At 73.8% G+C, this 23,999-nt stretch carries 26 protein-coding genes and 1 tRNA gene; 4 read left to right on the top strand and 23 right to left on the bottom strand.

Going from position 1 to position 23,999, the window contains the following annotated elements; all coding sequences use genetic code 11:
• Positions 1–202 precede the first annotated feature (202 nt).
• The 12 genes from ACN27C_RS24055 to ACN27C_RS24000 all read right to left on the bottom strand — a co-directional run bounded on the left by ACN27C_RS24055 (position 203) and on the right by ACN27C_RS24000 (position 9,204).
• Positions 203–790 carry a MerR family transcriptional regulator gene (locus tag ACN27C_RS24055; protein WP_233585654.1) on the bottom strand — a complete coding sequence of 196 codons (588 nt, stop codon included), beginning with the start codon at positions 788–790 and terminating at the stop codon, positions 203–205.
• Between the two features lie 166 nt (positions 791–956).
• Positions 957–1,421: a bifunctional nuclease family protein gene (locus tag ACN27C_RS24050; RefSeq protein WP_088647333.1), complete on the bottom strand. Its 465-nt coding sequence runs from the start codon at positions 1,419–1,421 to the stop codon at positions 957–959.
• 210 nt (positions 1,422–1,631) lie between these two features.
• Positions 1,632–2,333 (bottom strand): MerR family transcriptional regulator, encoded by a 702-nt coding sequence (locus tag ACN27C_RS24045; protein WP_199733138.1) that lies wholly within the window; start codon positions 2,331–2,333, stop codon positions 1,632–1,634.
• 50 nt (positions 2,334–2,383) lie between these two features.
• Positions 2,384–2,836: an oxoglutarate dehydrogenase inhibitor Odhl gene (gene odhI / locus ACN27C_RS24040; RefSeq protein ID WP_007071101.1), complete on the bottom strand. Its 453-nt coding sequence runs from the start codon at positions 2,834–2,836 to the stop codon at positions 2,384–2,386.
• 216 nt (positions 2,837–3,052) lie between these two features.
• Positions 3,053–3,433, bottom strand: coding sequence for a glycine cleavage system protein GcvH (gcvH, locus tag ACN27C_RS24035; RefSeq protein WP_013286373.1), 381 nt, complete (start codon positions 3,431–3,433; stop codon positions 3,053–3,055).
• 54 nt (positions 3,434–3,487) lie between these two features.
• Entirely contained in the window at positions 3,488–4,423 is a 936-nt protein-coding gene (locus ACN27C_RS24030; RefSeq protein WP_121684238.1) for a DUF881 domain-containing protein, read from the bottom strand.
• 10 nt (positions 4,424–4,433) lie between these two features.
• Entirely contained in the window at positions 4,434–4,766 is a 333-nt protein-coding gene (locus ACN27C_RS24025; protein WP_091426880.1) for a small basic family protein, read from the bottom strand.
• The gene (locus tag ACN27C_RS24020; RefSeq protein WP_120569859.1) at positions 4,763–5,719 is read right to left on the bottom strand and encodes a DUF881 domain-containing protein; all 957 of its coding nucleotides are present in this window, start codon (positions 5,717–5,719) and stop codon (positions 4,763–4,765) included. Before ACN27C_RS24020 ends, ACN27C_RS24025 begins: the two co-directional genes overlap by 4 nt.
• Positions 5,716–6,354: a CDP-alcohol phosphatidyltransferase family protein gene (locus ACN27C_RS24015; protein ID WP_120569858.1), complete on the bottom strand. Its 639-nt coding sequence runs from the start codon at positions 6,352–6,354 to the stop codon at positions 5,716–5,718. Before ACN27C_RS24015 ends, ACN27C_RS24020 begins: the two co-directional genes overlap by 4 nt.
• A gap of 298 nt (positions 6,355–6,652) precedes the next feature.
• Positions 6,653–7,123: a MarR family transcriptional regulator gene (locus tag ACN27C_RS24010; RefSeq protein WP_121684237.1), complete on the bottom strand. Its 471-nt coding sequence runs from the start codon at positions 7,121–7,123 to the stop codon at positions 6,653–6,655.
• A 48-nt stretch (positions 7,124–7,171) separates the two neighbouring features.
• The gene (locus tag ACN27C_RS24005) at positions 7,172–8,359 is read right to left on the bottom strand and encodes a PP2C family protein-serine/threonine phosphatase (protein ID WP_422748305.1); all 1,188 of its coding nucleotides are present in this window, start codon (positions 8,357–8,359) and stop codon (positions 7,172–7,174) included.
• 98 nt (positions 8,360–8,457) lie between these two features.
• On the bottom strand, positions 8,458–9,204 hold the full coding sequence (locus tag ACN27C_RS24000; RefSeq protein ID WP_422748303.1) for an SAM-dependent methyltransferase: 747 nt from the start codon (positions 9,202–9,204) through the stop codon (positions 8,458–8,460).
• 128 nt (positions 9,205–9,332) lie between these two features.
• Here ACN27C_RS24000 and ACN27C_RS23995 point away from each other — a divergent pair, with 128 nt between their 5' ends.
• The 3 genes from ACN27C_RS23995 to ACN27C_RS23985 all read left to right on the top strand — a co-directional run bounded on the left by ACN27C_RS23995 (position 9,333) and on the right by ACN27C_RS23985 (position 10,954).
• Positions 9,333–10,178 (top strand): universal stress protein, encoded by an 846-nt coding sequence (locus ACN27C_RS23995; RefSeq protein ID WP_364804701.1) that lies wholly within the window; start codon positions 9,333–9,335, stop codon positions 10,176–10,178.
• Between the two features lie 96 nt (positions 10,179–10,274).
• Positions 10,275–10,484 (top strand): phosphatidylethanolamine-binding protein, encoded by a 210-nt coding sequence (locus tag ACN27C_RS23990; protein WP_120569853.1) that lies wholly within the window; start codon positions 10,275–10,277, stop codon positions 10,482–10,484.
• Positions 10,481–10,954, top strand: coding sequence for a hypothetical protein (locus ACN27C_RS23985; RefSeq protein WP_121684234.1), 474 nt, complete (start codon positions 10,481–10,483; stop codon positions 10,952–10,954). The genes ACN27C_RS23990 and ACN27C_RS23985 overlap by 4 nt, the downstream gene beginning before the upstream one ends.
• Here the strand turns inward: ACN27C_RS23985 and ACN27C_RS23980 are convergent.
• Positions 10,951–11,157, bottom strand: a complete 207-nt coding sequence (locus ACN27C_RS23980; protein ID WP_091426872.1) for a hypothetical protein — start codon at positions 11,155–11,157, stop codon at positions 10,951–10,953. The genes ACN27C_RS23985 and ACN27C_RS23980 overlap by 4 nt on opposite strands.
• A gap of 127 nt (positions 11,158–11,284) precedes the next feature.
• On the opposite strand from ACN27C_RS23980, the gene ACN27C_RS23975 reads away from it, so the two are divergent.
• On the top strand, positions 11,285–11,941 hold the full coding sequence (locus ACN27C_RS23975; protein WP_120569851.1) for a hypothetical protein: 657 nt from the start codon (positions 11,285–11,287) through the stop codon (positions 11,939–11,941).
• Positions 11,942–11,950: 9 nt separating this feature from the next.
• Here the strand turns inward: ACN27C_RS23975 and ACN27C_RS23970 are convergent, their stop codons facing one another.
• From ACN27C_RS23970 to ACN27C_RS23925, 10 genes are all read right to left on the bottom strand, one after another.
• Positions 11,951–12,118, bottom strand: coding sequence for a hypothetical protein (locus ACN27C_RS23970; RefSeq protein ID WP_422748298.1), 168 nt, complete (start codon positions 12,116–12,118; stop codon positions 11,951–11,953).
• 81 nt (positions 12,119–12,199) lie between these two features.
• Positions 12,200–13,477: a hemolysin family protein gene (locus ACN27C_RS23965; protein ID WP_422748296.1), complete on the bottom strand. Its 1,278-nt coding sequence runs from the start codon at positions 13,475–13,477 to the stop codon at positions 12,200–12,202.
• Positions 13,477–13,674, bottom strand: a complete 198-nt coding sequence (locus tag ACN27C_RS23960) for a hypothetical protein (protein ID WP_013286387.1) — start codon at positions 13,672–13,674, stop codon at positions 13,477–13,479. Before ACN27C_RS23960 ends, ACN27C_RS23965 begins: the two co-directional genes overlap by 1 nt.
• A 45-nt stretch (positions 13,675–13,719) precedes the next feature.
• Positions 13,720–15,483, bottom strand: coding sequence for a selenocysteine-specific translation elongation factor (gene selB, locus ACN27C_RS23955; RefSeq protein WP_422748293.1), 1,764 nt, complete (start codon positions 15,481–15,483; stop codon positions 13,720–13,722).
• A 5-nt stretch (positions 15,484–15,488) separates the two neighbouring features.
• The gene (gene selA / locus ACN27C_RS23950) at positions 15,489–16,781 is read right to left on the bottom strand and encodes an L-seryl-tRNA(Sec) selenium transferase (RefSeq protein ID WP_422748291.1); all 1,293 of its coding nucleotides are present in this window, start codon (positions 16,779–16,781) and stop codon (positions 15,489–15,491) included.
• Positions 16,782–16,802: 21 nt separating this feature from the next.
• Positions 16,803–16,898, bottom strand: a tRNA-Sec gene (locus ACN27C_RS23945).
• 45 nt (positions 16,899–16,943) lie between these two features.
• Positions 16,944–18,167 carry an NrfD/PsrC family molybdoenzyme membrane anchor subunit gene (gene nrfD / locus ACN27C_RS23940; protein ID WP_422748289.1) on the bottom strand — a complete coding sequence of 408 codons (1,224 nt, stop codon included), beginning with the start codon at positions 18,165–18,167 and terminating at the stop codon, positions 16,944–16,946.
• Complete coding sequence (locus ACN27C_RS23935) at positions 18,164–19,207, bottom strand: 4Fe-4S dicluster domain-containing protein (RefSeq protein WP_357895153.1); 1,044 nt, start codon at positions 19,205–19,207, stop codon at positions 18,164–18,166. Before ACN27C_RS23935 ends, nrfD begins: the two co-directional genes overlap by 4 nt.
• Positions 19,200–22,523, bottom strand: a complete 3,324-nt coding sequence (gene fdh / locus ACN27C_RS23930) for a formate dehydrogenase (RefSeq protein ID WP_422748285.1) — start codon at positions 22,521–22,523, stop codon at positions 19,200–19,202. Before fdh ends, ACN27C_RS23935 begins: the two co-directional genes overlap by 8 nt.
• A gap of 299 nt (positions 22,524–22,822) precedes the next feature.
• Positions 22,823–23,410, bottom strand: coding sequence for a hypothetical protein (locus ACN27C_RS23925; RefSeq protein ID WP_422748283.1), 588 nt, complete (start codon positions 23,408–23,410; stop codon positions 22,823–22,825).
• Positions 23,411–23,999 lie beyond the last annotated feature (589 nt).

The following is a 23,999-nucleotide window of genomic DNA, read 5'->3' as shown; positions in this document are numbered from 1 at the left end:
CCGTCAAGCCGCCCGACGTACCGTCCTTTTCGGACATCACGCGCACACATGCCGTGACCTGCGACGACTCTCACCCGGCCCGGTCCACACCGGCCACCCGCCTCAACCACCAGGCGGAGACCACACCCCGTCACCAAAACACGAATCGCGCCGCACCCTTTTTCGGGCGCGGCGCGATCCCGTCAACGAGACGCGACGCAGGTCACCCCGCCCGGCGCCGGGCCCGGCGCGCCGCCAGCTCGTCACCCACCGACTCCGCTTCCGGCTCCACCGCCGGCACGGCCGGCTCCTGCCCACCCACCGGCTCCGCCGGCAGATGCGACAACGAACCCTGGATCTCCTTGAACGCACCACCGATCGCGATGCCGAACACCCCCTGGCCGCCCTGCAACAGGTCGACCACCTCCTCCGGCGACCGGCACTCGTACACGGTCGTCCCGTCGGAGATCAACGTGATGCCCGCCAGATCATCCACCCCACGCGACCGCAACGCCTCGATCGCCTTACGGATGTTCTGCAACGACACCCCGGCGTCCAGCAGCCGCTTCACGACCTTCAACACCACCAGGTCGCGGAACGAGTACAACCGCGACGTCCCCGAACCCGACGCGTCACGCACACTCGGCACCACCAGCGCCGTACGCGCCCAGTAGTCCAACTGCCGGTAACTGATCCCCACCGCCGAACACGCGGTCACACCCCGGTAACCGACCTCGCCGTCACCGGCCGGATCGGCCCCCACACCCGCCTGCTGTTCCGCACCCGGACCAGGATCCCGCGGCTCGTGCATCCGGACCAACCTCCCCGCGCCCGTGGCGGTGCCGCGCCGACTCCCCGTACGCGCACCCCTCGACACGGCAACCCTAACGCCGCCCCAAGGACTTCACCCGCAGGAGACACCGCGACACGCCGCGCCGGCCACCGCCACGCCGACCCCGGCCACCCGGCCGGACACCTCAACCCGCGAAGTCCTCCGGACGCACCTGCTCCAGGAACTCCCGGAACTTCTCCACCTCGTCCTCCTGCTCGTCCGGGATCACGATCCCCGCCTCGCTGAGGACCTGCTCCGCACAACGAATCGGAGCACCCACCCGCAACGCCAACGCGATGGAGTCACTCGGCCGCGCCGACACCCGCACACCGTCACCGAGGAGAAGATCCGCGTAGAACACGTTCTCCTTCAACTCGGTGATCTCCACCGCCCGCAACGGCGCCTGCAACGCCGCCAGCACATCCCGGAGAAGATCGTGCGTCAACGGCCGGGCCGGCTTGACCCCCTGCTGCTCGTAAGCGATCGCCGTCGCCTCGACCGCGCCGATCCAGATCGGCAGATAGCGGTCCCCCTCGACCTCCCGCAGCAGGACGATCGGCTGGTTGCTGGGCAACTCCACCCGAACTCCGACCACGCTCAGCTCGCGCACCGCCGCCTCCGTGTCGTCGTCACCTTGCACCGCGCCCTTCCCTGCACGGTACACGGACCAGGACACGGGAGTCCCACGCGCTACGTGCACCACGCCTCGCCGGACGGGCATACCCCGGCAAGCCTACGACACGCTCCACCGACCAGATCTTTGTGCGCCCACCCACGCAGAAGGGCCGGGCGCACACCGCACCCGGCCCCTCCGACGACCTCACCGGCCCAACGTCGACCGCAGCCCCACCCGCACCAACGCCGCGTGCAACCGCTGCGACAACGCCACCAACTCCCGCGCCGTCTCCGCCGCCCGCGCCCGCGCCGCCGGATCGCTCTGCCGCGCCAACGGCGCCACCAACTGCGCGAACAACCCGACCTCACGATCCGCCGACAACCGGTACGCCCGCAGATGCCGAGGCTCCAGCCCGTACGCCGCCAGACCCGCCACCGCACTCGCGATGATCAACGCATCCGCGTCGTACCACCCCGGCGGATCCGACACCAGCACACCCAGCCGCTCCAACTCCGCGAGCGTCGACTCGTCCACACCACTACGAGCGATCAGACCCGCCCGGTCCAGCCGCACCTCCGACGACTCGACCGACTCCACCGGCTCCCGGCCCGGAACCTCACCACCCGGACCCACAGCCACCAGATTCGGCCGCCCCCGCCCCGGCGACGGACCAGACCCGTCCCACTGGGCCAACTGCTCCCGGATCACCCGCAACGGCAGGTACTGATCCCGCTGCGCGGTCAACACGAACCGCAACCGCGCCACATCGTCCCAGCCGTACTTCCGATAACCCGCCGGCGTCCGCTGCGGCTCCACCAGGCCCTCGGCCTCCAGGAACCGCAACTTCGAGATCGTGACGTCCGGAAACTCCGGCCGCAACTGCGCCAGCACCTCGCCGATACTCATCAGCGCAGGCGCCCGCGCCGCCCCGGACGGCGTCGAAGCCGCAGGCTCGTTCACCCCCGGCCGGCCTCCTCCTCCGGGCGCGGACCGGCGATGAACACCACCCGGAATTTGCCGATCTGCACCTCGTCACCGTTGCTCAGCGTCGCCGCCTCGACCCGCTCACGATTCACGTACGTGCCGTTCAGGCTGCCCACATCCCGCACCGTGAACGTCCCACCGTCACGGTGGAACTCCGCGTGCCGACGCGACACAGTCACGTCGTCCAGGAAGATGTCACTGTCCGGGTGCCGCCCACTCGTCGTCACATCGTGGTCCAACAGGAACCGGGCACCCGCATTCGGACCCCGGCGAACCACCAGCAACGCCATACCCGGCGGCAACGAGCCGGACATGCGGCTCGGCACCACATCGGTGTCCGGCCCCTCCAGCACTTCGTCGAGCGAACCGAGATTGAGCGTCGAAGTGACGTCGAGCGGGGGGAACTCGTCGTCTGGGCGCGTCATGGGACCACCTCACGGATCTGTTCGGTCGGCGTCAGGGAATGGCGGGTCTGGCCGCCGGGCAACACCACACCCGGCGGCTGGCTCCCCGTGCCCGGGAAGGCGCATTCCGCAACGCTCAAACTATTGGTTCTCGGTCGACTGGGCGAGCCTAGCCAGCGCCGAAATGCAGGGCAACCGGACGCGCGGAACCTCGCCGCCGCCCGGAACAGCACGAACTCAGCTCTCGGTGAGCTCGCGGTACGCATCGGCGGTCAGCAGACCCTCGACCGCCGCCGGATCGTCCGGAGTGATCTCCACCAGCCACCCCGCACCGTACGGATCCGTGTTGATCACCTCAGGGGTGTCGGCCAACGCCTCGTTGCGCGCCGCCACCGTACCGCTCAACGGCGCGTAGATCTCCGACACGCTCTTCGTCGACTCGATCTCGCCCAGCGACTCGCCCGCCGCCACCACCGCACCGGGCTCCGGCAGCTGCACGAACACGATGTCACCCAGGGCGTCCTGCGCGAAGTGCGTGATACCGACGCGGACGACACCACCGTCACCGCCGACCACCCACTCGTGCTCGGCGGTGTACCGCAGATCCTCAGGAATCACCAACTGCGTCCTTCGTCATCGGTGCACCGGAGAAACCGGCGCGGCCGCGACCGGTCACGAGACCGGCCGGGCGTGGTCCAGCTTGATCGGCGCGTGCAGCTGCGAAACCTCCACAACCTCACGATCCTCGGAGGTCACGTTACCGCCGCCGTCCCGCACCGATGCGACCACCCCGCCGGGAATGTTCAACGCCGTACGCATCGTCGCCGGATCGCCGATCACCATGATCGTGAACGGACCCGTCAACCGCCGCCCGTCCACCACCAGCGCACCGTCCGGCCCGTCCACGAAATACGTCGACGCGATGATCCGCGCCGCCGTACCGTCCGTGCCCTGGATCTGCATCGCCTCCGCGCCCGCACCCCGCAGCTCCTGCACCGCGTCCAGGATCCGCGTCGACGACACCGCCTTCGCCGGCCCCGAGAACCGCACCTCAAGACCCGGACCCACAGCCGGCAACGTACCCGCCAGGATGCCCAGCTCGTCCGCCCGCCGCGTCGCCTCCTCCAGCGCCGCCTGCCGGCCCTGCTCACCCGAGCGCAGCTGCCGCTGGCTCTCCTCCAGCAACTCGATCTCCTGGCGCAGCCGCCGCTCCCGCGAATCCAGATCCGACGAGATCCGCACCAGGTCCTCCTCCCGCGTCGCCGCGAGCGTCGGATCCGTCGACGTCGTCTTGAACTGCACCACCAGCGTGAAACCCAGCAACGCCAGCAACACCGCGATCATCGCGCCCGCCGACGAGAACCGCCGCGCCGCCGACGGCGCCCCCGCACCGGCCGCCGCACCCGGCTCCGGCTCGGACTCCGGCACCGCCTCCCGCTCCGCGGGCTCCGCCTCGTCCGGCACCGGCTCCACCGGCGCCAACGGGCTCAACTCGTCCGGATCGGGCGCGTCCGGGCGCGGATCCGGCTCACCCGCCGGACCCGACGGCCGCGCCGGCTCCCCCGGCCGCGGCCACCCGGTACCCGTCTCCCTGTGTTCCTCGCTCATCGCCACAAACCTACGCCCGGAACAGGTGCCGGCGGATCGCCGCCACATTTCCGAAGATGCGCACCCCGAGCACGACCACCACACCGGTGGACAACTGACCGCCCACGCCCAACTGGTCACCCAGGTACACGATCAGAGCCGCCACCAGCACGTTCGAGATGAACGACACCACGAACTGCTTGTCGTCGAAGATCCGGTCCAGCTTCGCCCGCACCCCACCGAACACCGCGTCCAACGCGGCCACCACCGCGATCGGCAGATACGGCTGCAACGCCGCCGGCACCGTGGGGTCCAGATACACCCCGAGCACCACACCGGCGAGCAACGCCAGCACCGCGATCATCGGCCACCTCCCGAGGGGCTGGAAGAACCACCCGGGCCGGACGACCCGGGACTCGACGAACCCGCGCCACCCGAACCCGACGGGCGCGCACTCGGACTCACCGAAGGCTCGGCGTAGCGTAGCCGCGGCTGCGGCGCCGCCGGCAACGTGAGGTCCTCGACCCGCTTCACCCCGAACGACAGACCCGTCGTCCGCGCCACCTCACGCATCAACGCCGCCGCCCGGCTCTCGTCGAACCGGTCCCGCATCGACCGCGGCCCGATCGCCTGCACCTCGTACGGACCCGTCACCGGCCGGTAGTCCACCAGGATCGCCTCACCCGCCGACCGGATCGTCGACGTCGCCGTCAACCGCTGGCCGTTCACCGCCACCGCCTCGGCGCCCGCCGCCCACAACGCGTTCGCGACCTTCTGCAGATCCGAATACAGCACCCGGGACGGGCCCGCGTCCCCGCCGGTCACCCCGTCCTGGTCCGCCGCCGCGTCGGCCAGCCGCACCACCACGCCGTCCCCACGCACCCGGGCCAGGCCGGTCCCCGCCTCCAGCGTGCGCAACCGGGACGCCTGCGAACCGCTCAACGTCGCGTCCCGCTGCCGGCCGACCTCCTCACGCAACTGCTCGGCGCGCTCGGTCAACCGGTCGGTCTCCGCCTCCCGCCCCTTGATCTCGGCGACCAGACCCGCCCGCGCCGTCGCGCGGCTCGGCTCCTCCGCCATCGTCTCCCGGTACGCCACCGCGAACAGGAAACCGATCAGCGCCAGCACCACCAGGCTCACCGGCCGGCCCAGCACCTGCCGCACCCGCGACATCGAGCCCGTCGCCCGGCGCGCCGCCGCGTCCCCGTACCCCGGATCCAGCGGATTGCGGAACAGTTCGGTCAGGAAGTCCGGCGCGTACACCCGGTTCGACGGGTCGCGCTCCTTCTCCCCGTCCCGCGGCGGCGACGTGGTCATGCCGCCGCCTCGGTACGCCGCGCCCGCATGGCCCGCACGAGGCGGCTCGCCTGCACCACGTACATCGCGCCGGCCACCCAGTAGAGGACCAGGCCCCACCAGGCCAGCCCCCAGCCGATCGCGCCGGCGGCGGTGCCGATGTCCGGCACCGCGTCGGCGAGCAGCAGGATCGGGAACGCCGCCAGCAGCAGGAACGTCGCGGTCTTGCCCACGTAGTGCACCGGCGGCGGGCCGTAGCCGTAGCGGCGCAGCACCCCGAGGGACACCAGCAGCAGCACTTCCCGGGCCAGCAGCGCGCCGGTGAACTGCCAGGGCACCACCTCGCGGGCGGTGAACGCCAGCAGCGTGGCGAGGATGTAGAGGCGGTCGGCCAGCGGGTCGAGCAGTTCCCCGAGCCGGCTCACCTGGCCCAGGCGGCGGGCGATCCAGCCGTCCACCCAGTCGCTGGTGCCGCCGACGGCGAGCACCGCGATGGCGGCGACGTCGGCCCGGACCACGAGGAACAGGTAGAGGAAGATCGGCACGCCGACGAGCCGGACGAAGCTGATCAGGTTGGGCAGCGTGAGGACGCGGTCTCCCACGACCGTGGCGGTCCCGGAATCCGGTTGCTCCGCTGGAGCCGGCCGACGCGACACCGAACCCTCCCTTCGCAGCACGGTCCGGCAGCCGGATGAACGGCCGCTGGAGGGACGTGCGCGTTGCCGGCCGGTCAGACGCCGGCGCCCTCTGTGATCCCGGGCTGGGACCTCCCCGACGCGGCCAGTGATCACGGGCCGCCCAGTTGCGCTGCCACTATATCGGGCTCGCCGTTCTCCCCCGGGTGCCCGCTGCGTCGTTGCTCAGTGGTGTCACGGTGGTGACCGTCACAACCGCTAAGGCATCCTAGGACACTAGTCGAGCGGTCGACGGCCAGGCGGACGTGGGTGCACGGCGTCAGGCGGTACGGGCGGTCGAATCCGAGCCGGCCTGCGGGGCGGTCGCCGTCGCGGCCTGGCTGAACGCCACCAGCGCCAGCAGCAGCTCGTGCTGCACCCGGTTGGGCATCCGGTCGAGCACGGCCTGCACCGCCCGGTGCCGCCTGTCCTGGAGGTCGCGCAGCAGCGTCTCCGCCGCCGCGGTGGGGATCAGCCGCACCTCCCGCCGGTCGCGCGGGTCCGCCACCCGGCGCAGCAGGCCGACCGCCTCCAGGCGGTCGCACAGCCGGCTCGCCGACGACGGGACCACGTCCAGCAGCTCGGCCAGCCGGTTCACGTTGGTGTCCGGATGCGACACGATCAGCGACAGCACCCGCAGCTGCGTGGGCGAGACGCTGACGGTGTGCCGGGACGTCGCGGAGTCGAGCACACCGATGAGCGCCTCCGCAGCCGATTCGATGGCCGCGGCAAGATTCGGAGGTCGCTCCACTCGCTGTCCCCTGCGATCGTCCCGCTCGTGTCCGCTCCGCCGCCCCCGTCACTGCCCCGTCACGTCGTCGGACCGGCTGGAGCCGCGCCAGTCCAGGCAGACGACGACCGCGTCGTCACGGAGATCCGCGTCGGCATGGTACGCATGCAGTTCGCGCATCACCGTACCAACTGCCTCGGTCGCCGGCTGCAGCCGAGTCGACCGCATCGCGCGCGCCATCGCCCGGACGCCGTACGGCTCCTGCTCGTCGGGCTCCGCCGCGTACACCCCGTCGCTGACGACGAAGAGGCGATCACCCGGCTCCAGAGTGAACTCCTGCACGTCGTAGCGCGTCTCGGCGAACATGCCCAGCGGCAGTTGCTGCTCCAGCACGATCGGCGTGACCCGGCCCCCGCGCAGCCGCAGCAGTTGCGGTGAGCCGGCGTCCACCGCCCGCATCACGCCCCGGCGGCTGTCCAGCTCCAGCAGCAGCGTGGCCACGTGCCGGCTGCCCCGGTGCTGGTAGTAGATGGTGTCCGAGGCCAGCTCCGCCTGCTCCACCAGGCTGCCGCCGGAACGCCGGGCGTTGCGCATGGCGTTCACCGTCATCGCCGTGAGCATCGACGCGGCCAGCCCGCTGCCGGTGCCGTTGAGCACGGTGAGGGTGAGCCGGTCCCCGTCCACCGACCAGTCGAAGTGGTCACCGCCCACCGTGTACGCCGGTTCGAGCTGACCGGCGAGCAGCGCGTCACCGAGCCGTACGCTGCGCCCCGGCAGCAGGTCCCACTGCATCTCGGCGGCCATGCTCAGCCGCTCGCGCCGCCGGGCACGCCGGTACCGGTCGGTCTCCCGGTCGGCCGCCCGGATCGCGACGGCCAGTTCCCCGGCGGCGTCCCGGGCGGCCTCCACAGTGGCCGCGTCCGGGTCGCCGGGCAGCTCCACCATCAGCACGCCGAGCCGCTCCCCCCACACCGACAGTGGCAGGTAGGCGCGGCAGCGGCCGTCCTCGACGACGTCCAGCACCGGCTCCTGGCTGCTGAAACAGCGCTGCGCGACGGTGTGGGCCAGCAGCGGGCCGCCGTCGGGCACGTCCGGGTCGAGCACGGGCCAGAGTCCGCTGGCGCGGTAGTCGGCGACGAACACCTCCGCCCGCGCGGCCCCGAGCGTCTGGCGCAGCACCGCGTCCGCGGTCTCCGCCAGCTGGTCGGGTGGCGCCGTGCGCAGGGCACGTGACACCGATCCGGACGCCTCCGGCATGCTCATCCTCCGATGACGACTATTGCTACAGGGCAAACATCATACGAAGGCCGCCCGACGGCGAACGCCCCGCCTCGGCCGGGCGTGACGGGACCGGCTCAGGCGGCCGGTCGGAGCGCCAGCGCGCCGTGGAACGCGTCCGGCACCGGCTCGGGCTCACCCGCCGGCCGCCACCGCGCCACCGGCACGATGCCGTCGTCGGTCGGCTGCCAGCGGCCCAGCAGCGGCGCGAACCGCTCGGGCGCCCGCATCCGGAACGCCGGGCCCATCATGGCCAGCGCCTCGGGGTGCCCGGCCAGCTCCTCGGTGTCGAAGTCGATCGCCAGCTGGCTGCCGGGCGCCGCCGCCTGGTACAGCTCGTCGAGCGTACGGGCGAGCGTGTCGTCGTCCAGGAACGCCGCCAGCCCGAGGAAGACCACACCCACCGGCCGTCTCCCCCAGCCCGGCACGAACCGGTGCAACTGCGCCCGGTCGACGGTCCCGATGTCGGTGGCGTCGCCGTAGCCGTACCCGGCCCGGTCGCTGCCGGCGAGCAGGCTGCGGCCCAGCCGGACCGTCTCCGGATCCACGTCGGTGTAGAGCACCGTCGCCTCCGGCGCGACCTCGTGCACGTTTCCGCAGGTGGGCACGCCCGCGCCGAAGACCAGGAACCCGTCGATCCCGTCGGCGGCCATGGCCCGCACGGTGCGGCCGAGAAAAGCGCGCAGCGACCGGAAGATCGCCGCGCAGGGCCCGTACGCCGCCTCGAACGCGGCGGCCGCGGCGACGTCCACCGGGCGGTGGTGCCGGCCGCCGAGCCAGTAGTCGATCATGCGGGCGGTGCTCGGTCCGTCCGGCTGATCCATCGACGGGGCTCCCTCCCCTGGGTGCTGCACGCCAGCGTACCCACCGGGCGACACCGGCGGTATCGCCCCGGGCCGCCCACCCGGGCCGCGATACTGGCCGCGGGAGCGCCGGCCACGAGGAGGTACTGGTGAACTCGGCGAACGGGGCCGCGGTGGTGGTCGGGGTGGACGGCTCCGAACCCGCGACGCGGGCGGTGCGCCTGGCGGCCCGGGAGGCGCGGCGGCGCAACCGCCCGCTGCGGGTCGTACACGGTTTCATCTGGCCGCTGCTGCGCGTACCGGTCTCCGCGCCGGCCGGGTCACCGCCCGGCGCCGGGCTGCGCAACCAGGCCGAGCAACTGGTCACCGACGCGGTCGCGGTGGCCGAGGCGGAGGCACCCGGGCTGCGCATCACCGGCGAGATCATCGACGGGGAGGCCGCAGCGGTGCTGCTCGGCGAGTCCCCCACCGCCGCCGTGATCGTGCTCGGCGACCGGGGACTGGGCGGGTTCACCGCGCTCGTGGTCGGGTCGGTGGCGGTGCAGGTCGCCTCGTACGCCGACTGCCCGGTGCTGATCGCGCGCGGCACCGACCGCGCGGACGGCCCGGTCGTGGTCGGGGTGGACGGCTCCACGCTGTCGCGCGCCGCCGTCGAGTTCGCCGCCGAGACCGCGTCCGCGCGCGGCGCCCCGCTGCACGTGGTGCACGCCCGCCCGGCCCCGCGCGGGCGGGACGACCGGGCCGAGGAGGACGAGCGGGTGCTCACCGAGGCGCTGGCCGGGATCGGCGAACGGTGGCCGGACCTCACGGTGCACGCCGAGGCGGTACGCGCCAAACCGGTCGCGGCGCTGACCACGGCGTCGGCCGGGGCCCAGCTCGTCGTGGTGGGCCGGCAGGGCCGGGGTGAGCTGGGCGGGCTGCTGCTCGGCTCGGTGAGCCAGGGAATCCTGCACCGCTCCGCCTGCCCGGTAGCCGTGGTCCGGGCCCCGGACTGAGCGCCGGCCCGACGCGGGGATCCGCCCGCAACGGTTGGTCCCGGCCCGGGCGGGTAGACGCCTACGTCAGCCGACAGCGATCCGGAGGAGGCAGAGATGCCAGGACCACGGCCGGGCAGCAACGCGTACGACAAGCAGCGGGCACGCCTTCGCGACCTCGTCGAGCAGTCCGGACGGGCGGCCGACAAGGAGGCGAACCAGGTCGCCAACCGGATCCTCCAGGACGACCGGGGGCAACGGGGTGTGGTCCGGGGCGAACGGACCTACGGCCCCAAGGGCAACCGGGAACCGGGTGACCCGAAGTGAGGACGGCAGCGGTTGTCGACGGCGCCATCGCGGGCGCCGTCGGCAGCGCCGTCCTCAACGCGGTCTCGTACCTGGACATGGCGTTGCGGGCCCGGCCGGCCAGCAGCACCCCGGAATCGGTCGCCGGACGGCTGGCCGACGTGACGCACGTCGACCTGGGCCCCGGCGTCGAGGCGGCGAACCGCCGCTCCGGTCTGGGGCCGTTCCTGGGGTACGCCATGGGCATCGCCGCCGGGGCCGGGTTCGGCGTGCTCGCCGCGCGCCGGCGGATTCCGATGCCGCTGGCCACGGTGCTGCTCGGCGGCGGCGTGATGGCCACCTCCGACGGCTCGATGACAGCGCTCGGCGTGACCGACCCGCGTACCTGGCGGCGCAGCGACTGGGTCTCCGACCTGATCCCGCACCTGGCGTACGGGCTGTCGGCCGCAGCCACCTGGCGGCGACTGCGGCCGACGTCGGCTCGCGGTTAGCTGTCGCTCTCGTCGTCGGCCACCGGCTCACCGGCCGGGCCGTACGGCGACACCTGCCCCTTCGGGACGGGCCGTCCCGCGTCGGCGTTCGACGTGCCCCCGCCCCGCGAACGGCTGCCCGCCTGGGTGGCCGTCTTGCGGCTGTCCTGGCTGGTGGCGCCGAGATCGTTCCGGCGCAGTTCCTCCTGCTGCGGCTTGACCACGGGTCTCTCCTTCCCGGTGGAGCGCACGGCCGTCGGCCGCGCACCCGACCGGCGTACCCGTCGCCGCCCGGCGCATTCCGGATCGGCCCGGGGGTCTGGCCGGGGCCGGGGCGGGTAAGCCGGATGGATGCCAGACGATCGCAACGTCGCGCGTGCCCTGCTGGATCGGCAGTCCCGCACGTACGCGGAGGAGGCCGGCATCGCCCTCGCGGACCGGCCCGGCCCGCTCTACCAGTTGCTGGTGCTCACCACGCTGCTGAGCACCCGGATCCGGGCCTCGGTGGCGGTGGCCGCCGCCCGGGAGCTGTTCGCGGCCGGCTACCGCACCCCGCAGGCGATGGAGGCGGCGAGCTGGCAGGACCGGGTCGACGCGCTGGGCCGGGGCCACTACCGGCGCTACGACGAGCGGACCGCCACCATGCTCGGCACCGGCGCCCGGCTCTGCCTGGACCGCTGGCACGGCGACCTGCGCCGGCTGCACAAGGAGGCCGGCTCCGAACCGGCCGTGCTGCGCCGGCTGCTCACCGAGTTCCCCGGCATCGGCCCCACCGGTGCGGACATCTTCCTGCGGGAGGCGCAGTCGGTGTGGCCGGACGTGCGCCCGTACGCCGACCGGCGCACGCTCGCCGGGGCGCGGCGGCTGGGCCTGCCGGCGAGCCCGGGCGCGCTGGTCGGGCTGGTCGGCGAGGCCGACTTCGGCCGGCTGGCGTCGGCGCTGGTGCGGGTGGCCCTGGGCGAGGAGTCGGCGGGCGAGGTGAGCCGCAGCGCCGCGACGGCACACTGAGCCGGGCGGCTACTTGGCCGGGCCGGGCTTGGTCAGGTTCCAGGCCAGCAGCGAGGCGAGCAGCGCCAGCAGCACCACGCCGCCGGAGACGCCGCCCTCCCCGCCGCTGTCGCGGCTTCCGGTGAAGCCGAAGTAGATCACGGCCAGTCCGGCCAGCACGGTGACGAACATACGCATTCCTCGGTCCTTCACGCCCGCACCGTACGACCGGCGGCGCGGGCCGGGGCGGGGATCGGGCGGCTGTCCCCCGTCCGGGTGTCAGTCCGGCGTGCGGCCCACGGCGGGACCGCGCAGCCGGACCCGGCGGATCGCCCGTCCCGCCACCTCGACCACCTCGACGGTGAGGCCGGGCAGCCGGACCCGCTCCCCCGGGCCCTCGGGCAGCCGGCCCAGGCCGGCCAGCACCAGCCCGGCCACAGTGGTGTACTCGCGCGACAGCGGGAACGTCACGCGCACGCCCACGTCGGGCAGGTCGTGCAGCGGGAAGTCTCCGGGCAGCAGCAGCGCCCCGTCGGGTTCCCGGACGGCGCGGCGCACGTCCCGGTCGGTCTCGTCGTACAGCTCGCCGACCACCTCCTCGAGCAGGTCCTCCATGGTGACCAGGCCGTCCACGCCGCCGTACTCGTCGACCACCAGGGCGAGCTGCTCGTGCCGCTGGCGCAGCTGCCGCATCGCGTCGGCCACCGGCAGCGTGCCCGGCAGCAGCACCGGCGGGCGGGCGCGGTCGCCGACGCGCGCGCCGTCGGCGTCCACCAGGTCGCGGATGTGCACGGTGCCGCACACGTCGTCGAGCCCGCCGGGGCCGATCACCGGCGCCCGGGACCGGCCGGTGGCCGCGAGCCGGCGCATCGCCTCGGCCGCGGGCAGGTCGGCGGGCAGCGTGGTCACGTCGCGGCGCGCGACGATGATCTCCCGCAGCGTACGGCCGGCGATGTCGAACGCCCCGGCGAGGATCTCCCGCTGCTGGGCGGACAGGCCGCGCTGGCTGACCAGCATCTCCCGCAGCTCCTCCTCGGTCACCTCCTGCCGGCTGGCGCGCGGGTCGCCGCCGGCGAGCCGCACCAGCAGGTCGGTGGAGCGGCCCAGCAGCCACACCGCCGGCCGGGACAGCCGGGCCAGCAGGTCCAGCGGCCCGGCGCTGATCAGCGCCCACCGCTCCGCCGTCTGCATGGCCAGCCGCTTGGGCGCCAGCTCCCCCACCACGAGCGTGAGGAACGTCAGCAGCAGCGTCACCAGGAACACCGCCACCGGGCGGGCGGCCCCGCCGAGGAAGCCCAGCGGGCCGACCAGCGGCTCGGCGAGCGTCACCGCGGCGGCGGCCGAGGCGAGGAACCCGGCGAGCGTGATGCCGAGCTGGATGGTGGCCAGGTAGCGGTTCGGTTCGCGGGTGAGGCGGCTCAGCCGCGCCCCGGCCCGCCCGGAGCGCGCCAGCCGCCGCAGTTGTCCCTCCCGCAGGCTCACCAGCGCCATCTCGCTGCCGGACAGCGCGGCGTTGACCAGGATCAGCACCAGCACCAGCGCGACCTGCACGCCCATCAGTCGGTCTCCAGGTCGTCCAGTGAGATCGCGTGGGTCATCAGCCAGCGGGCCAGCGCGGCCATCCCGAACAGCCACAGCGGCGCCGACTCGGTGGGGCCGTTCGTGGCGAAGATGGCGAAGCGCAGGTCCGGCGCCCGGTACGCCTCGATCCGCCACTTGTGGTTCTTGTCCCGCCAGACCGCGGAAGGGTCCATGGCGTCACGGTAGGTGACCGGGACGGGCGGGCGGCGCCGGTTGGCTCAGCCCGGCGGGCGGACCACCTCGCGGGCGTCGTCGGGCAGCCGGCGGGTGGCGCCGCGCCGGTCCAGCAGTTCCAGCAGCGGCACCGCCACCCGGCGGGTGGTGCCGAGCGCCTGCCGGGCGGCGCTGAGCGTGAACGGCTGCGGCAGCCCGGCGAGCACGCGCACCGCGTCGTCCGGGGCGCCGGGCAGCAGCACCACGTTCTCGGCCAGCTTCAGCAGCGCGCCGGCCCGTACGGCGGCGCCGATCTCGCGGGGGCCCAGGCCGAGGTCGGCCAGGTGGTGCGCCTCGGGGGCCTGGAAGGGGCGGTCGCCGTACTCGGCCCGGACCCGGTCCACCGCCCGGGCCACCGGGTCCGGCAGTGTCCCCTGCCCGGCGGCGGTGACCAGGCCGTCGCGCAGCCGCAGCGGCGGGCGCAGCAACGCCGTGACCAGGGCACGGTCGGGCAGGTCGAGCCGGTGGCGCAGCACGTCGACGGGTACGCCCGCGGCGAGCGGATGTTCGGCGGCGTACCGGGTCACCTCGTCGGTGAGGCGGCGGCCCAGGTCCCGCCAGTGCTCCGGGTCGGCCAGCCACTGCCCGGCCACCGGCATCGCGGTCGGCGGCACGCCCATCCGGGTCAGGTCACCGGCCCGGATCAGCCGTCGCCGGCGCAGTTCGCCGGCCAGGTCCGGCCGCCCGTCCAGTCCGGCCAGCACCGCCGCGCGGACGGCCGCCGCGCCCCGGCGGCGCAGCGGCGGCGGGTCCACGTCCAGCACCGTCACGCCGCCCGCGACGTGGTGCCGGCCGGGGTCGCGCAGCAGCGCCCGGTCCCCGATCAGCAGCGGCAGCGGGCGGGCCAGGCGCAGCCGTACCGTGTCCGGGCCCAGCGGCCGGACCCGGGCGGGCACCGCCGCCGAGCCCACGTGCAGCGTGAGCGTGGCCGGCAGGTCGGCGGCCGGATCGCCGGCCAGCCGCACGTCGAGCAGATCGGTACGCCCGAACCGGCCGGGTGTGAGCAGCGCGTCGCCGCGCCCGACCCGGTCCCGGGGCAGCCCGCGCAGGTTCACCGCGACCCGGGCCACCGCCTCGACCTCGGCACGGGCGACGCCGAGGGAGTGCAGTCCGCGTACCCGCACCGCCTCACCGGTGGCGGCCAGCTCCAGCTCGTCGCCGACGCGCAGCCGGCCGCCGCCGAGCGTGCCGGTGACCACGGTGCCGCTGCCGCGCACGGTGAACGCGCGGTCCGCCCAGAGCCGCACCGGCGCGTCCCGGGCCGGGTCGGGCAGCCGGGCGGTCAGCCGGTCCAGGGCGGCGCGCAGCTCGGGCAGTCCGGCGCCGGTGACCGCGGAGACCGGCACCGCCTCCACCTCACCCAGCGACGTCGCGGCGATCTCCGCGCGGGCGCGCGCCGTCGCGGGCCCGGGATCGGCCAGGTCCGCGCGCGTGACCGCCAGCAGCCCGTACGACACACCCAGCGCGTCCAGCGCGGCCAGATGCTCGGCGGACTGCGGCATCCAGCCCTCGTCGGCGGCCACGACGATCAGCGCGGCCGGGACCGGGCCGACACCGGCGAGCATGTTCGGCACGAACCGCTCGTGCCCGGGTACGTCGACGAAGGCGATGGTGCCGCCCGACGGCAGTGTGGTCCAGGCGAAGCCGAGGTCGATGGTCATGCCGCGGCGGCGTTCCTCCGCCCACCGGTCCGGTTCCATCCCGGTCAGCGCCCGCACCAGCGTGGACTTGCCGTGGTCCACGTGCCCGGCGGTCGCCACCACCCACATGCCGGTCAGTCCCCCACGCTCAGCACGGCCGCGCGGACCCGGTCGTCGGCGTCCTCCGGCACAGCGCGCAGGTCCAGCAGGAGCCGGCCGTGCAGCACCCGGCCGAGGACCGCCGGGTCGCCGGTGCGCAGCGGCTCGGCGTACCGCTCGGGCAGGCTCAGCGCCCACGAGTCCAGCTCCACGCCGGGCGCCCCGCCGCCACCGACGACCGCAGCCGACGGCACCACCTCGGCCTTGCAGCCGTCCTCGCCGAGCCGGTCCCGCAGCCGTTCCAGCCGGTCCCGCAGCCGGGCCGGGTCTGCGTGCAGCGCGTCGCGGGTGGGCGTGGTCGGCGCGTACAGGGTGGCGGCGAGCGCGGCGAGGGTGAGCTTGTCGACCCGCAGCGCCCGCGCCAGCGGGTGCCGGCGCAGCCGCTGCACCAGGTCGGCGTCGCCGAGCAGCAGACCGGCCTGCGGGCCGCCGAGCAGCTTGTCGCCGCTGGCGGTGACCAGGTGCGCGCCCGCGCGCAGCGTGGTGGCCGCGTCCGGCTCGGCCGGCAGCAGCGGATCCGGCGCGAGCAGCCCCGACCCGATGTCGGCCACCACCGGTACGCCGAGCGTGGCCAGCTCGGCCACCGGCACCGCCGAGGTGAAGCCGGTGACCACGAAGTTCGACGGGTGCACCTTCAGCACGAACCCGGTCTGCTCGCCGATCGCGGCTTCGTAGTCGGCGCGGGTGGTGCGGTTGGTGGTGCCCACCTCGCGCAGCCGCGCGCCGGTGCTGGCCAGCAGGTCGGGCAGGCGGAACCCGTCGCCGATCTCGACCAGCTCGCCGCGGCTCACCACGATCTCCCGGCCGGCGGCCAGCGCGGTCGCGGCCAGCACCAGCGCGGCGGCGCCGTTGTTCACCACGTGCACCGCCCCGGCGTCGGGCACGGCCGCGGCGAGTGCGTCGAGCGCCTCCCGGCCGCGCCGGGCCCGCCGCCCGGTCCGCAGGTCCAGTTCCACGTCGGTGTGCCCGGCGGCGGCGACGAGCGCGTCCACGGCGGGCGGGGCGAGCGGGGCGCGGCCCAGGTTGGTGTGCAGCACGACACCGGTGGCGTTGAGCACCGCCCGTGGCGTCCGGCCGGGCAGGTCCGCCAGCGCCGCGTCGCGTACCTGATCGGGGGTCAGCTCGCCGCGGCGGGCGCGGTCCTGGGCGCGGACGATCGCGGCCTTGACCCGGTCGCGGCCCAGCGTGCCGGCGGCGGCGGCCAGCGCGGGATCGGCGAGCAGCGCGTCGGTGCGCGGCACCCGCCGTCGCGGGTCGACCTCACGCATCGCGCACTCCCGGGAACGGTTTGGCGGAGACGGACGGGAATCGAACCCGCCTGGCCCGGGTCCCGGACCACACCGGTTTTGAAGACCGGGAGGGGCACCAGCCGCCTGAACGCCTCCACGCAGCAGTCAACCACAGCGGACGGAAGGCCGCCCGGGGAGGTGTCAGACCTGGTCGGCGGCCCGCCGGTCGGCGCGTTCGCGCTGCGGCACGACCGTGTACCGCGGATCGCGCGCCGAGGCGACTCCGCCGTGGAAGATGCCGAACCGGGTGCACACCGACGCGGCGATCAGCGCGCCGCCGGAGAGCGCGGACAGCACCCGGCTGCGCCGGCCGACCAGCGCGCCGACCACACCGGCGGCGGTCAGCGCCCGGCCCGCGCGCAGCAGCTTCCCCGGCGTGCCCTGCGTGTAGGGCTCGCTGAGCAGTCCGAGCCGGTTCTCCACCCGGTGCGAACCCCACAGCTCCATCGCCGCGCCCGCGACCGCGAGGCGCCGCGCCGGGCCGGCCTGGGCGCAGGGCGCGGCCACCAGCCCGACACCGGCGCCGCTGGCCAGGGCGCTGCCCGCGAAGATGGCCGGCAGTTCCGGGTACGCCTCGTGCCACGACGGCACCGCCGTGTCCGCCAGCAACACCCCGGTGTACGTGGCCAGCGCCGGCGCGGTGACGGCGGCGACCACACCGGCGGCGTGCCCAGCCGGGGGCAGCAGCCGGCGGCCGAGCCCCAGCACGCCGCGCTCGGGCAGCAGCGGAGCCGCCTCGGCGACCGCGGCGACCCCGGCGGCCGGGCCGAACACGCTGAGGATCCAGGTGCCCACGGACATCGGCGAGGTCACCTTCGCCACCCGCAGCATGTGGTGGAAGCGGGACGGCCGGCCCAGGTCGTTGACCAGGAAGTACGTGCTGGCGCCGACGCCCGCGAGCGCGGCGACCCGGCCGGCGCGGCGCAGCGCGGGACGGCCGGTGAGCTGCCCGCCCGCTGCGAGCAGCGACGAGCCGGCGGCGAGACCGCCGGTGAACAGGTACGCGGCGATGTCCCACCGCCACACCGGCGGCTTGAGGACGGGCCGGCCGTAGTAGGAGGTGAACTCCGCCGGCGGGACGTTGAGCTGCTCCCCCCCGCCCTTGCCGCCCCTGCGGCGGCGCGGTGCGGCGTCGCGGGGCGGGTGCGGGGCCAGCCCGGCGTCGCGGGAGCCCGCGTCGGTGCGGCCCACGCCCGGACCGGCCGCGGTGGCGCGGCTGCCGTTCTCGCGTTCGGCGGCGCTGCGGCTCTCCCGCCCAGCGGCGGTGCCGTTCTCGCGTTCGACGGCGGTGCCGTTCTCGCGTTCCGCGGACAGGCGCTCGCGGAAGCGGCGGAACAGGTCACCGACCGGGCGGTCCGGGCTCACGACGATCCTCCGACGAACGCGGCGACGGCAGCCGCCGCCATGGCCAGCGCGGCCAGCCCGGCCCGCTTCCACATCTTCGGCAGGTCCCGGGTGGTGACCACCGGGTCCGGCGGCAGCCCGTACACCTCCGGCTCGTCCAGCAGCAGGAAGAACGCGCCGTCGCCGCCGACACCGTCGGTGGGGTCGTGGCCGTACAGCCGCGCCTCCGGCACGCCGTGCTCGTGCAGCGCGGTGACCCGCCGGGCGGCCCGTTCCCGCAGCTCGTCGAGCGGGCCGTACTGGATCGACTCGGTCGGGCACGCCTGCGCGCAGGCGGGCGTCATGCCCGCCCCCATCCGGTCGTAGCACAGCGTGCACTTCCACGCCCGGCCGTCGCCCTTGCGCTGGTCGATCACGCCGTACGGGCAGGCGGAGATGCAGTAGCCGCAGCCGTTGCAGATGTCCTCCTGCACCACCACGGTGCCGAACTCGGTGCGGAACAGCGAACCGGTCGGGCACACGTCCAGGCAGGCCGCGTGCGTGCAGTGCTTGCACACGTCGGACATCATCAGCCAGCGGAAGTCGGTACGGGACTCCACGCCGGTGGCCCGCCCGGGCGGCTGGGTGCCGGGCATGCCGAGGAACTCCGGACCGGCGGCCATCCGCGCCGCCGCCTCCGGCCGCCCCGGCGGCAGCCCGGGGTTCGTACCGGTGTCGGGTGCGGTGACCGCGCCGACCGCCGCGGACTCCGGGCTGGTCGCCGGGCCGGTCGGGTCACCGGCGAACGGCGGAGTGCCGTGCCCGGCCGGGCGGGGCTGCTCGATGAACGCGACGTGCCGCCACGAGTTCGCGGTGAGCGCGCCGGTGTTGTCGTACGACATGCCGAGCAGGTCGAAACCCGAGTCGGGGACGCCGTTCCACTCCTTGCAGGCCACCTCGCACGCCTTGCAGCCGATGCAGACGCTGGTGTCGGTGAAGAAGCCCATCCGGGGCGGCGCGTCGACCCAGCCCGCGTCCGGGGCCGGGTCGAGCGGGCCGTACAGGCTGTTGGCGTCAGGCATCCCGATCCCCGTCCTGGTGCGCGGCGGCCGACTGCTCGTCGGTGCTGCCGGCGGCGTCGTCCCCGCCGGCCGCGTCGGTGGTCACCAGGGGCACCTTGCGGTCCGGTGTCATGCCGGCCCGCCGCTGGTAGTCGCCGACCAGGTCGAGCAGCGGCGGGCCGGTGGGCCGCCGCCCGGGCCGGATGTCGCAGGTGCCGACCTTGCTCTCCTGGATGAGGACGTTCGGGTCCAGCGTGATGCCGAACAGGTCGTTCGCCGAGTCGCCGGTGACCAGGCCCTCGGTGCCGAAGTGGTACGGCAGCCAGACCTGGTGGATGATCCGGCCGTCCACCCGCAGCGGGGTGAGCCGGTCGGTGACCAGCACCCGCGCCTCGATCACCGCACGGCCGCTGATCAGGTGCGCCCAGCCCAGGTGCGCCAGCCCGATCTCGCCGGCCAGTTCCGGGGACACCTCGACGAACATCTCCGGTTGCAGCTCCGCCAGGCGCGGCACGGTACGGCTCATCCCACCGGCGGTGTGGTGCTCGGTGAGACGGCTGACCGTGAACACGTACGGGAAGACCTGGCTGTGCGGCTCCGGCGGACTCGGGTTCATCCGGTTGATCGGGTGCTCGTAGATCTTGCGGGTCGGGTTGGCCTGCTGACCGTAGAGCGGGTTACGCATCGGCGACTCGGCCGGCTCGTAGTGCGTCGGCAGCGGGCCGTCGAGCACGCCGCTCGGCGCGTACAGCCACGCCTTGCCGTCGCCCTGCATGACGAACGGGTCGTCACCGGCGAGCCCGGCCGGGCCGGAGGCGCCCTCGGGCGGCCGGTACGACGGCGGCTTCGTCTTCTCGAAGTCCGGCACGTCGTACCCGGTCCACTCGCCGGCGTCCTCGTCCCACCACACGTACTTCTTGCGCTCGCTCCACGGCCGGCCGTCCGGGTCGGCGGAGGCGCGGTTGTAGAGCGTGCGCCGGTTCGCCGGCCACGCCCAGCCCCACTCGGCCGCCACCCAGTCCTGCTCGTGCCGGGACCGGCGGCGGGCCGCCTGGTTCACCCCGTCGGCGTAGACGCCGGAGTAGATCCAGCAGCCGATCGCCGTGGAGCCGTCGTCGCGGGCCTCGCCGAACGCGTTGAGCGGGCGGCCGGTGGCCACCTCGTACCCGTTGATCTCCTTGAGCACCGCCTCGGCGCTCGGCTCGGCGTGCGGACCGTGCGTGGGGTAGTCCCAGGCCAGGTCCAGCAGCGCCCGGTCGCGGCGCTCGCTGGAGCGGGCCAGCTTCTCCCGCAGCACCCGGCCGAGGTGGTAGAAGAACCACAGCTCGGAGCGGGCGTCGCCCGGCGGGTCGACGGCCTTCTCCCGCCACTGCAGCAGCCGCTGGGTCTGGGTGAACGTGCCCTCCTTCTCCACGTGCGAGGCCGCCGGCAGGAAGAACACCTCGGTGCGGCACTCCTCCGGCACGATCTCGCCGGTGGCGACCTCCGGGCTGTTCTTCCAGAACGTGGCGCTCTCGATCATGAACAGGTCGCGGACCACGAGCCAGTCCAGGTTGGCCATGCCCAGGCGCTGGGCCCGGCCGTGCGCGGAGCCGACCGCCGGGTTCTGGCCGAGCAGGAAGTAGCCCTTCACCTTGCCGTCGATCATGTTCAGGACCTGCTGGTACGTGCCGTGGTCGCCGGTCATCCGGGGCATGTAGCCGTAACAGAAGTCGTTCTCCGGCGTCGCCGCGTCACCCCAGTACGCCTTGAGCAGGCTCGCCGCGAAGGCCCGCGAGTTGCCCCAGAAGCCCTTCTGGCCCGGGTGCCGGATGCTGTCCACCCACTCGTCGAACGTCGGGTGGTCGGCGTGGTGCGGCATCGGCAGGTAGCCGGGCAGCAGGTTGAACAGCGTCGGGATGTCGGTGGAGCCCTGGATGCTGGCGTGCCCGCGCAGCGCCAGGATGCCACCGCCCGGCCGGCCCATGTTGCCCAGCAGCGTCTGGATGATCGAGCCGGTGCGGATGTACTGCACGCCGACGCTGTGCTGCGTCCAGCCGACCGAGTAGACCAGCGCGCCGGTGCGTTCCCGGCCCGAGTTCTCCGTCCAGGCGCGCGCCAGTTCGAGGAACTTCTCCTCCGGGATGCCGCACACGCGGGCCACCATCTCCGGGGTGTAGCGGGAGAAGTGCCGCTTCAGGATCTGGTAGACGCAGCGCGGGTGCTGCAACGTCTCGTCCCGCTCGGTCTGCGGCGGCGTCGGCTCACCGTGCGACTCGTGCTCCAGCCCGGAGGCCGAGTCGCGTTCCTTGCCGGTGCCCCGGATCGTGGCGTCGCCTTCGTGACCCGCGTACTGCCAGCTCGCCTGGTCGTACGAGCCGGTGTCCGGGTTGTAGCCGGAGAACAGGCCGTCCAGGTCCTCGGTGTCGGCGAACCGCTCGCTGACGATGTTGGCCGCGTTGGTGTACGCCAGCACGTACTCCCGGAAGTCGAGCTCGTTCTCCAGGATGTAGCGCACCACGCCGCCGAGCAGCGCGATGTCGGTGCCCGCGCGGATCGGCAGGTACGTGTCGGCGAGCGCGCTGGTACGCGTGAACCGCGGGTCGACGTGGAAGACCTTCGCGCCGCGCTTCTTCGCCTCCATCACCCACTGGAAGCCCACCGGGTGGGCCTCGGCCATGTTCGAGCCCTGGATGACGATGACGTCAGCGTTGGCGAGATCCTGCTGGAAGTCCGTGGCGCCGCCGCGACCGAAGCTGGTCCCCAGACCGGGGACGGTGGCGGAGTGTCAAATACGGGCCTGGTTCTCGATCTGGAGTGCCCCCATCGCGGTGAACAGCTTCTTGATGAGGTAGTTCTCCTCGTTGTCCAGCGTCGCGCCGCCGAGGCTGGAGATGCCGAGCGTCCGGTTCAGCGGGCGGCCGTCGTCGTCGACGTCCTCCCAGGTCTCCGCGCGGGCGGCGAGGATCCGGTCGGCGATCATGTCGAGCGCGACGTCGAGGTCCAGGTCCTCCCACTCGGTCGCGTACGGCCGGCGGTAGCGGACCTTGGTCTGGCGCAACGGGCTGGTCACCAGGCTCTTGCTGGCCGAGCCCTTCGGGCAGAGCCGGCCGCGCGAGATCGGGCTGTCCGGGTCGCCCTCGATCTGGGTTACCTTGCCGCCGGAGTGGAAGACGCGTTGCCCGCAGCCGACCGCGCAGTACGGGCAGACCGAGCGGGCCATGCCGTCGGCTGACTCGGTGCGGGGGGCCAGCTCGGCGGACCGCGCCGACTGGGCGGCGGCGCCGCGACCGAGCGGGTCGGTGCCGGTGAGTTGCCGGTAGACCGGCCACCCCTGGATGAACGTCTTGAAACCCATCCGGGCACCCCCTCTCCGTCGAGAACGGCTCACCTCTGCCTGTAACCCTAGGCCAGCGGCCCGGGGCGTGCGACTCGAGCCCACAGACAGAGCCGCCCCGGCCGGATGGCCGGGGCGGCTCTGGGCGTCGGTGTGCATGTCGCCTCTCGGCGAGTGGCGCGACGCGGCTCCAGCCGAACGGTATTCCGCGAAGGCAATTTAGGTGAGGCCCGGGGACACTGGACACACCGACGCTCTGCACAACGGTACCGGGGTCACGGTTCTTCCGCTCGTTCGTCGTGACCCCGGTCACCGCCGGGTCAGCTGTTCCAGTGCTCGGCCACCAGGTCGGCGGCCTGCTGCTCCCACTGGGCGTAGTGGTCGGGGTAGGCGCTCACCTGGACGGTCTGGGCGGCGACGGTCAGCGGCATGTCCTGCCAGCCGTCGACCTGCTTCAGACCCTTCAGGAACGCGGTCGTGGAGTACTCGGGGTCGGTGATCTGCTCGACCGTGCCCCACCCGCTGGACGGGCGCTGCTGGAACAGGCCCTGCGAGTCGTGGTCGTTACGGTCACCGAGGTGGCCGAGGTTCTCCAGCTTCGACTCCTGCAACGCCGTCGCGATCGACACGACCGCGGCGCGCTCGTCCATGCCGGCCTTCTTCGTCGCCGCGATGATCGCCTTCACGTTGGCGGTCTGCTCGTCGTTCAGGTCGATACGGGACTGGGCGCCCTGCACACCGTGCGGGATCAGGGTGTTGCTGTCGAGCTTCGCGGCCTGGGTGGTGGTGACGGCCGTGTCCCGCACCGCAGGGGCGCCGGTGTCGTGGTTGAGGGGGCCGGCGGCGAGGCCACCGGCGACGGTCAGACCGGCGATACCGAGGATGCTCTTACGCAGGATGCTGTTCATGGTGGGCTCCGTTCGGGGGTCGACGCACACCCGGGGGTGGGGTGCGTGGGCACCGTCAGGCGCTCAGGGAAGTGTTCGGGGGATCCGGCGTCTGCTCTCGCGGCCCGCGGACGCCGGGGGTGGCGTGCGGGGCGCACTGGTCGCGCCGGAGACATGTCCAACGACCGCCGGCCCGGGATCATTCCCGGACGCCGCCGCCCGCGTTCTCGGGGTGCGGGGGGCGCTGCTGCGGTCGTTCACCAGGTATAACGCCCCGATCCCGCCGGCGATTCCGCCGCACGGGTGTCCCCGACCACCCCGAAACCGGACACCCGACGCAGCCCGCTCCCCCACTCCCGCCCGGCCGCCCCTGCCGCGTCGATCATGAGGTTGACGGCAGATGATGCCCGGTTCGCCCCCGTCAACCTCATGATCGACGGGGAGGTCGAGCCCGCCGACGGCGGGCTTGCCCGCGAAGAGGGCCCCGAGCGGATGTCGCCGGTCTCGGTGGAGGGCCGCGCGGGAGATCTTGGTACGGAACGGCCCCCCGAAGGGCGGGCACGTACCAAGATCTCCATCCGTCGGCGGCGGAGGGCATCGCCGCAGGGCG

It is taken from the genome of Micromonospora sp. WMMD1219, assembly GCF_049315215.1.
In the GTDB taxonomy this organism is placed as follows: Bacteria; Actinomycetota; Actinomycetes; order Mycobacteriales; family Micromonosporaceae; genus Micromonospora; species Micromonospora tulbaghiae.
Note: the sequence above shows the minus strand (reverse complement) of the source record. Positions and strands in the feature narration are given on the sequence as shown.

Excerpts from the sequence above, each read along its gene's own strand:
- ACN27C_RS24045 (WP_199733138.1), bottom strand. The coding sequence starts at position 2,333 with ATGAGTATCGGCGAGGTGCTGGCGCAGTTGCGGCCGGAGTTTCCGGAC.
- ACN27C_RS24030 (WP_121684238.1), bottom strand. The coding sequence starts at position 4,423 with ATGAGCGAGGAACACAGGGAGACGGGTACCGGGTGGCCGCGGCCGGGG.
- ACN27C_RS24055 (WP_233585654.1), bottom strand. The coding sequence starts at position 790 with ATGCACGAGCCGCGGGATCCTGGTCCGGGTGCGGAACAGCAGGCGGGT.
- ACN27C_RS24005 (WP_422748305.1), bottom strand. The coding sequence starts at position 8,359 with ATGCCGGAGGCGTCCGGATCGGTGTCACGTGCCCTGCGCACGGCGCCA.
- ACN27C_RS24020 (WP_120569859.1), bottom strand. The coding sequence starts at position 5,719 with ATGACCACGTCGCCGCCGCGGGACGGGGAGAAGGAGCGCGACCCGTCG.
- selA (WP_422748291.1), bottom strand. The coding sequence starts at position 16,781 with ATGCGTGAGGTCGACCCGCGACGGCGGGTGCCGCGCACCGACGCGCTG.
- ACN27C_RS23990 (WP_120569853.1), top strand. The coding sequence starts at position 10,275 with ATGCCAGGACCACGGCCGGGCAGCAACGCGTACGACAAGCAGCGGGCA.
- ACN27C_RS23960 (WP_013286387.1), bottom strand. The coding sequence starts at position 13,674 with ATGGACCCTTCCGCGGTCTGGCGGGACAAGAACCACAAGTGGCGGATC.
- odhI (WP_007071101.1), bottom strand. The coding sequence starts at position 2,836 with ATGACGCGCCCAGACGACGAGTTCCCCCCGCTCGACGTCACTTCGACG.
- ACN27C_RS23975 (WP_120569851.1), top strand. The coding sequence starts at position 11,285 with ATGCCAGACGATCGCAACGTCGCGCGTGCCCTGCTGGATCGGCAGTCC.
- ACN27C_RS24000 (WP_422748303.1), bottom strand. The coding sequence starts at position 9,204 with ATGGATCAGCCGGACGGACCGAGCACCGCCCGCATGATCGACTACTGG.
- ACN27C_RS23965 (WP_422748296.1), bottom strand. The coding sequence starts at position 13,477 with ATGGGCGTGCAGGTCGCGCTGGTGCTGGTGCTGATCCTGGTCAACGCC.
- ACN27C_RS23925 (WP_422748283.1), bottom strand. The coding sequence starts at position 23,410 with ATGAACAGCATCCTGCGTAAGAGCATCCTCGGTATCGCCGGTCTGACC.
- ACN27C_RS23935 (WP_357895153.1), bottom strand. The coding sequence starts at position 19,207 with ATGCCTGACGCCAACAGCCTGTACGGCCCGCTCGACCCGGCCCCGGAC.
- selB (WP_422748293.1), bottom strand. The coding sequence starts at position 15,483 with ATGTGGGTGGTGGCGACCGCCGGGCACGTGGACCACGGCAAGTCCACG.
- ACN27C_RS23970 (WP_422748298.1), bottom strand. The coding sequence starts at position 12,118 with ATGCGTATGTTCGTCACCGTGCTGGCCGGACTGGCCGTGATCTACTTC.
- ACN27C_RS24025 (WP_091426880.1), bottom strand. The coding sequence starts at position 4,766 with ATGATCGCGGTGCTGGCGTTGCTCGCCGGTGTGGTGCTCGGGGTGTAT.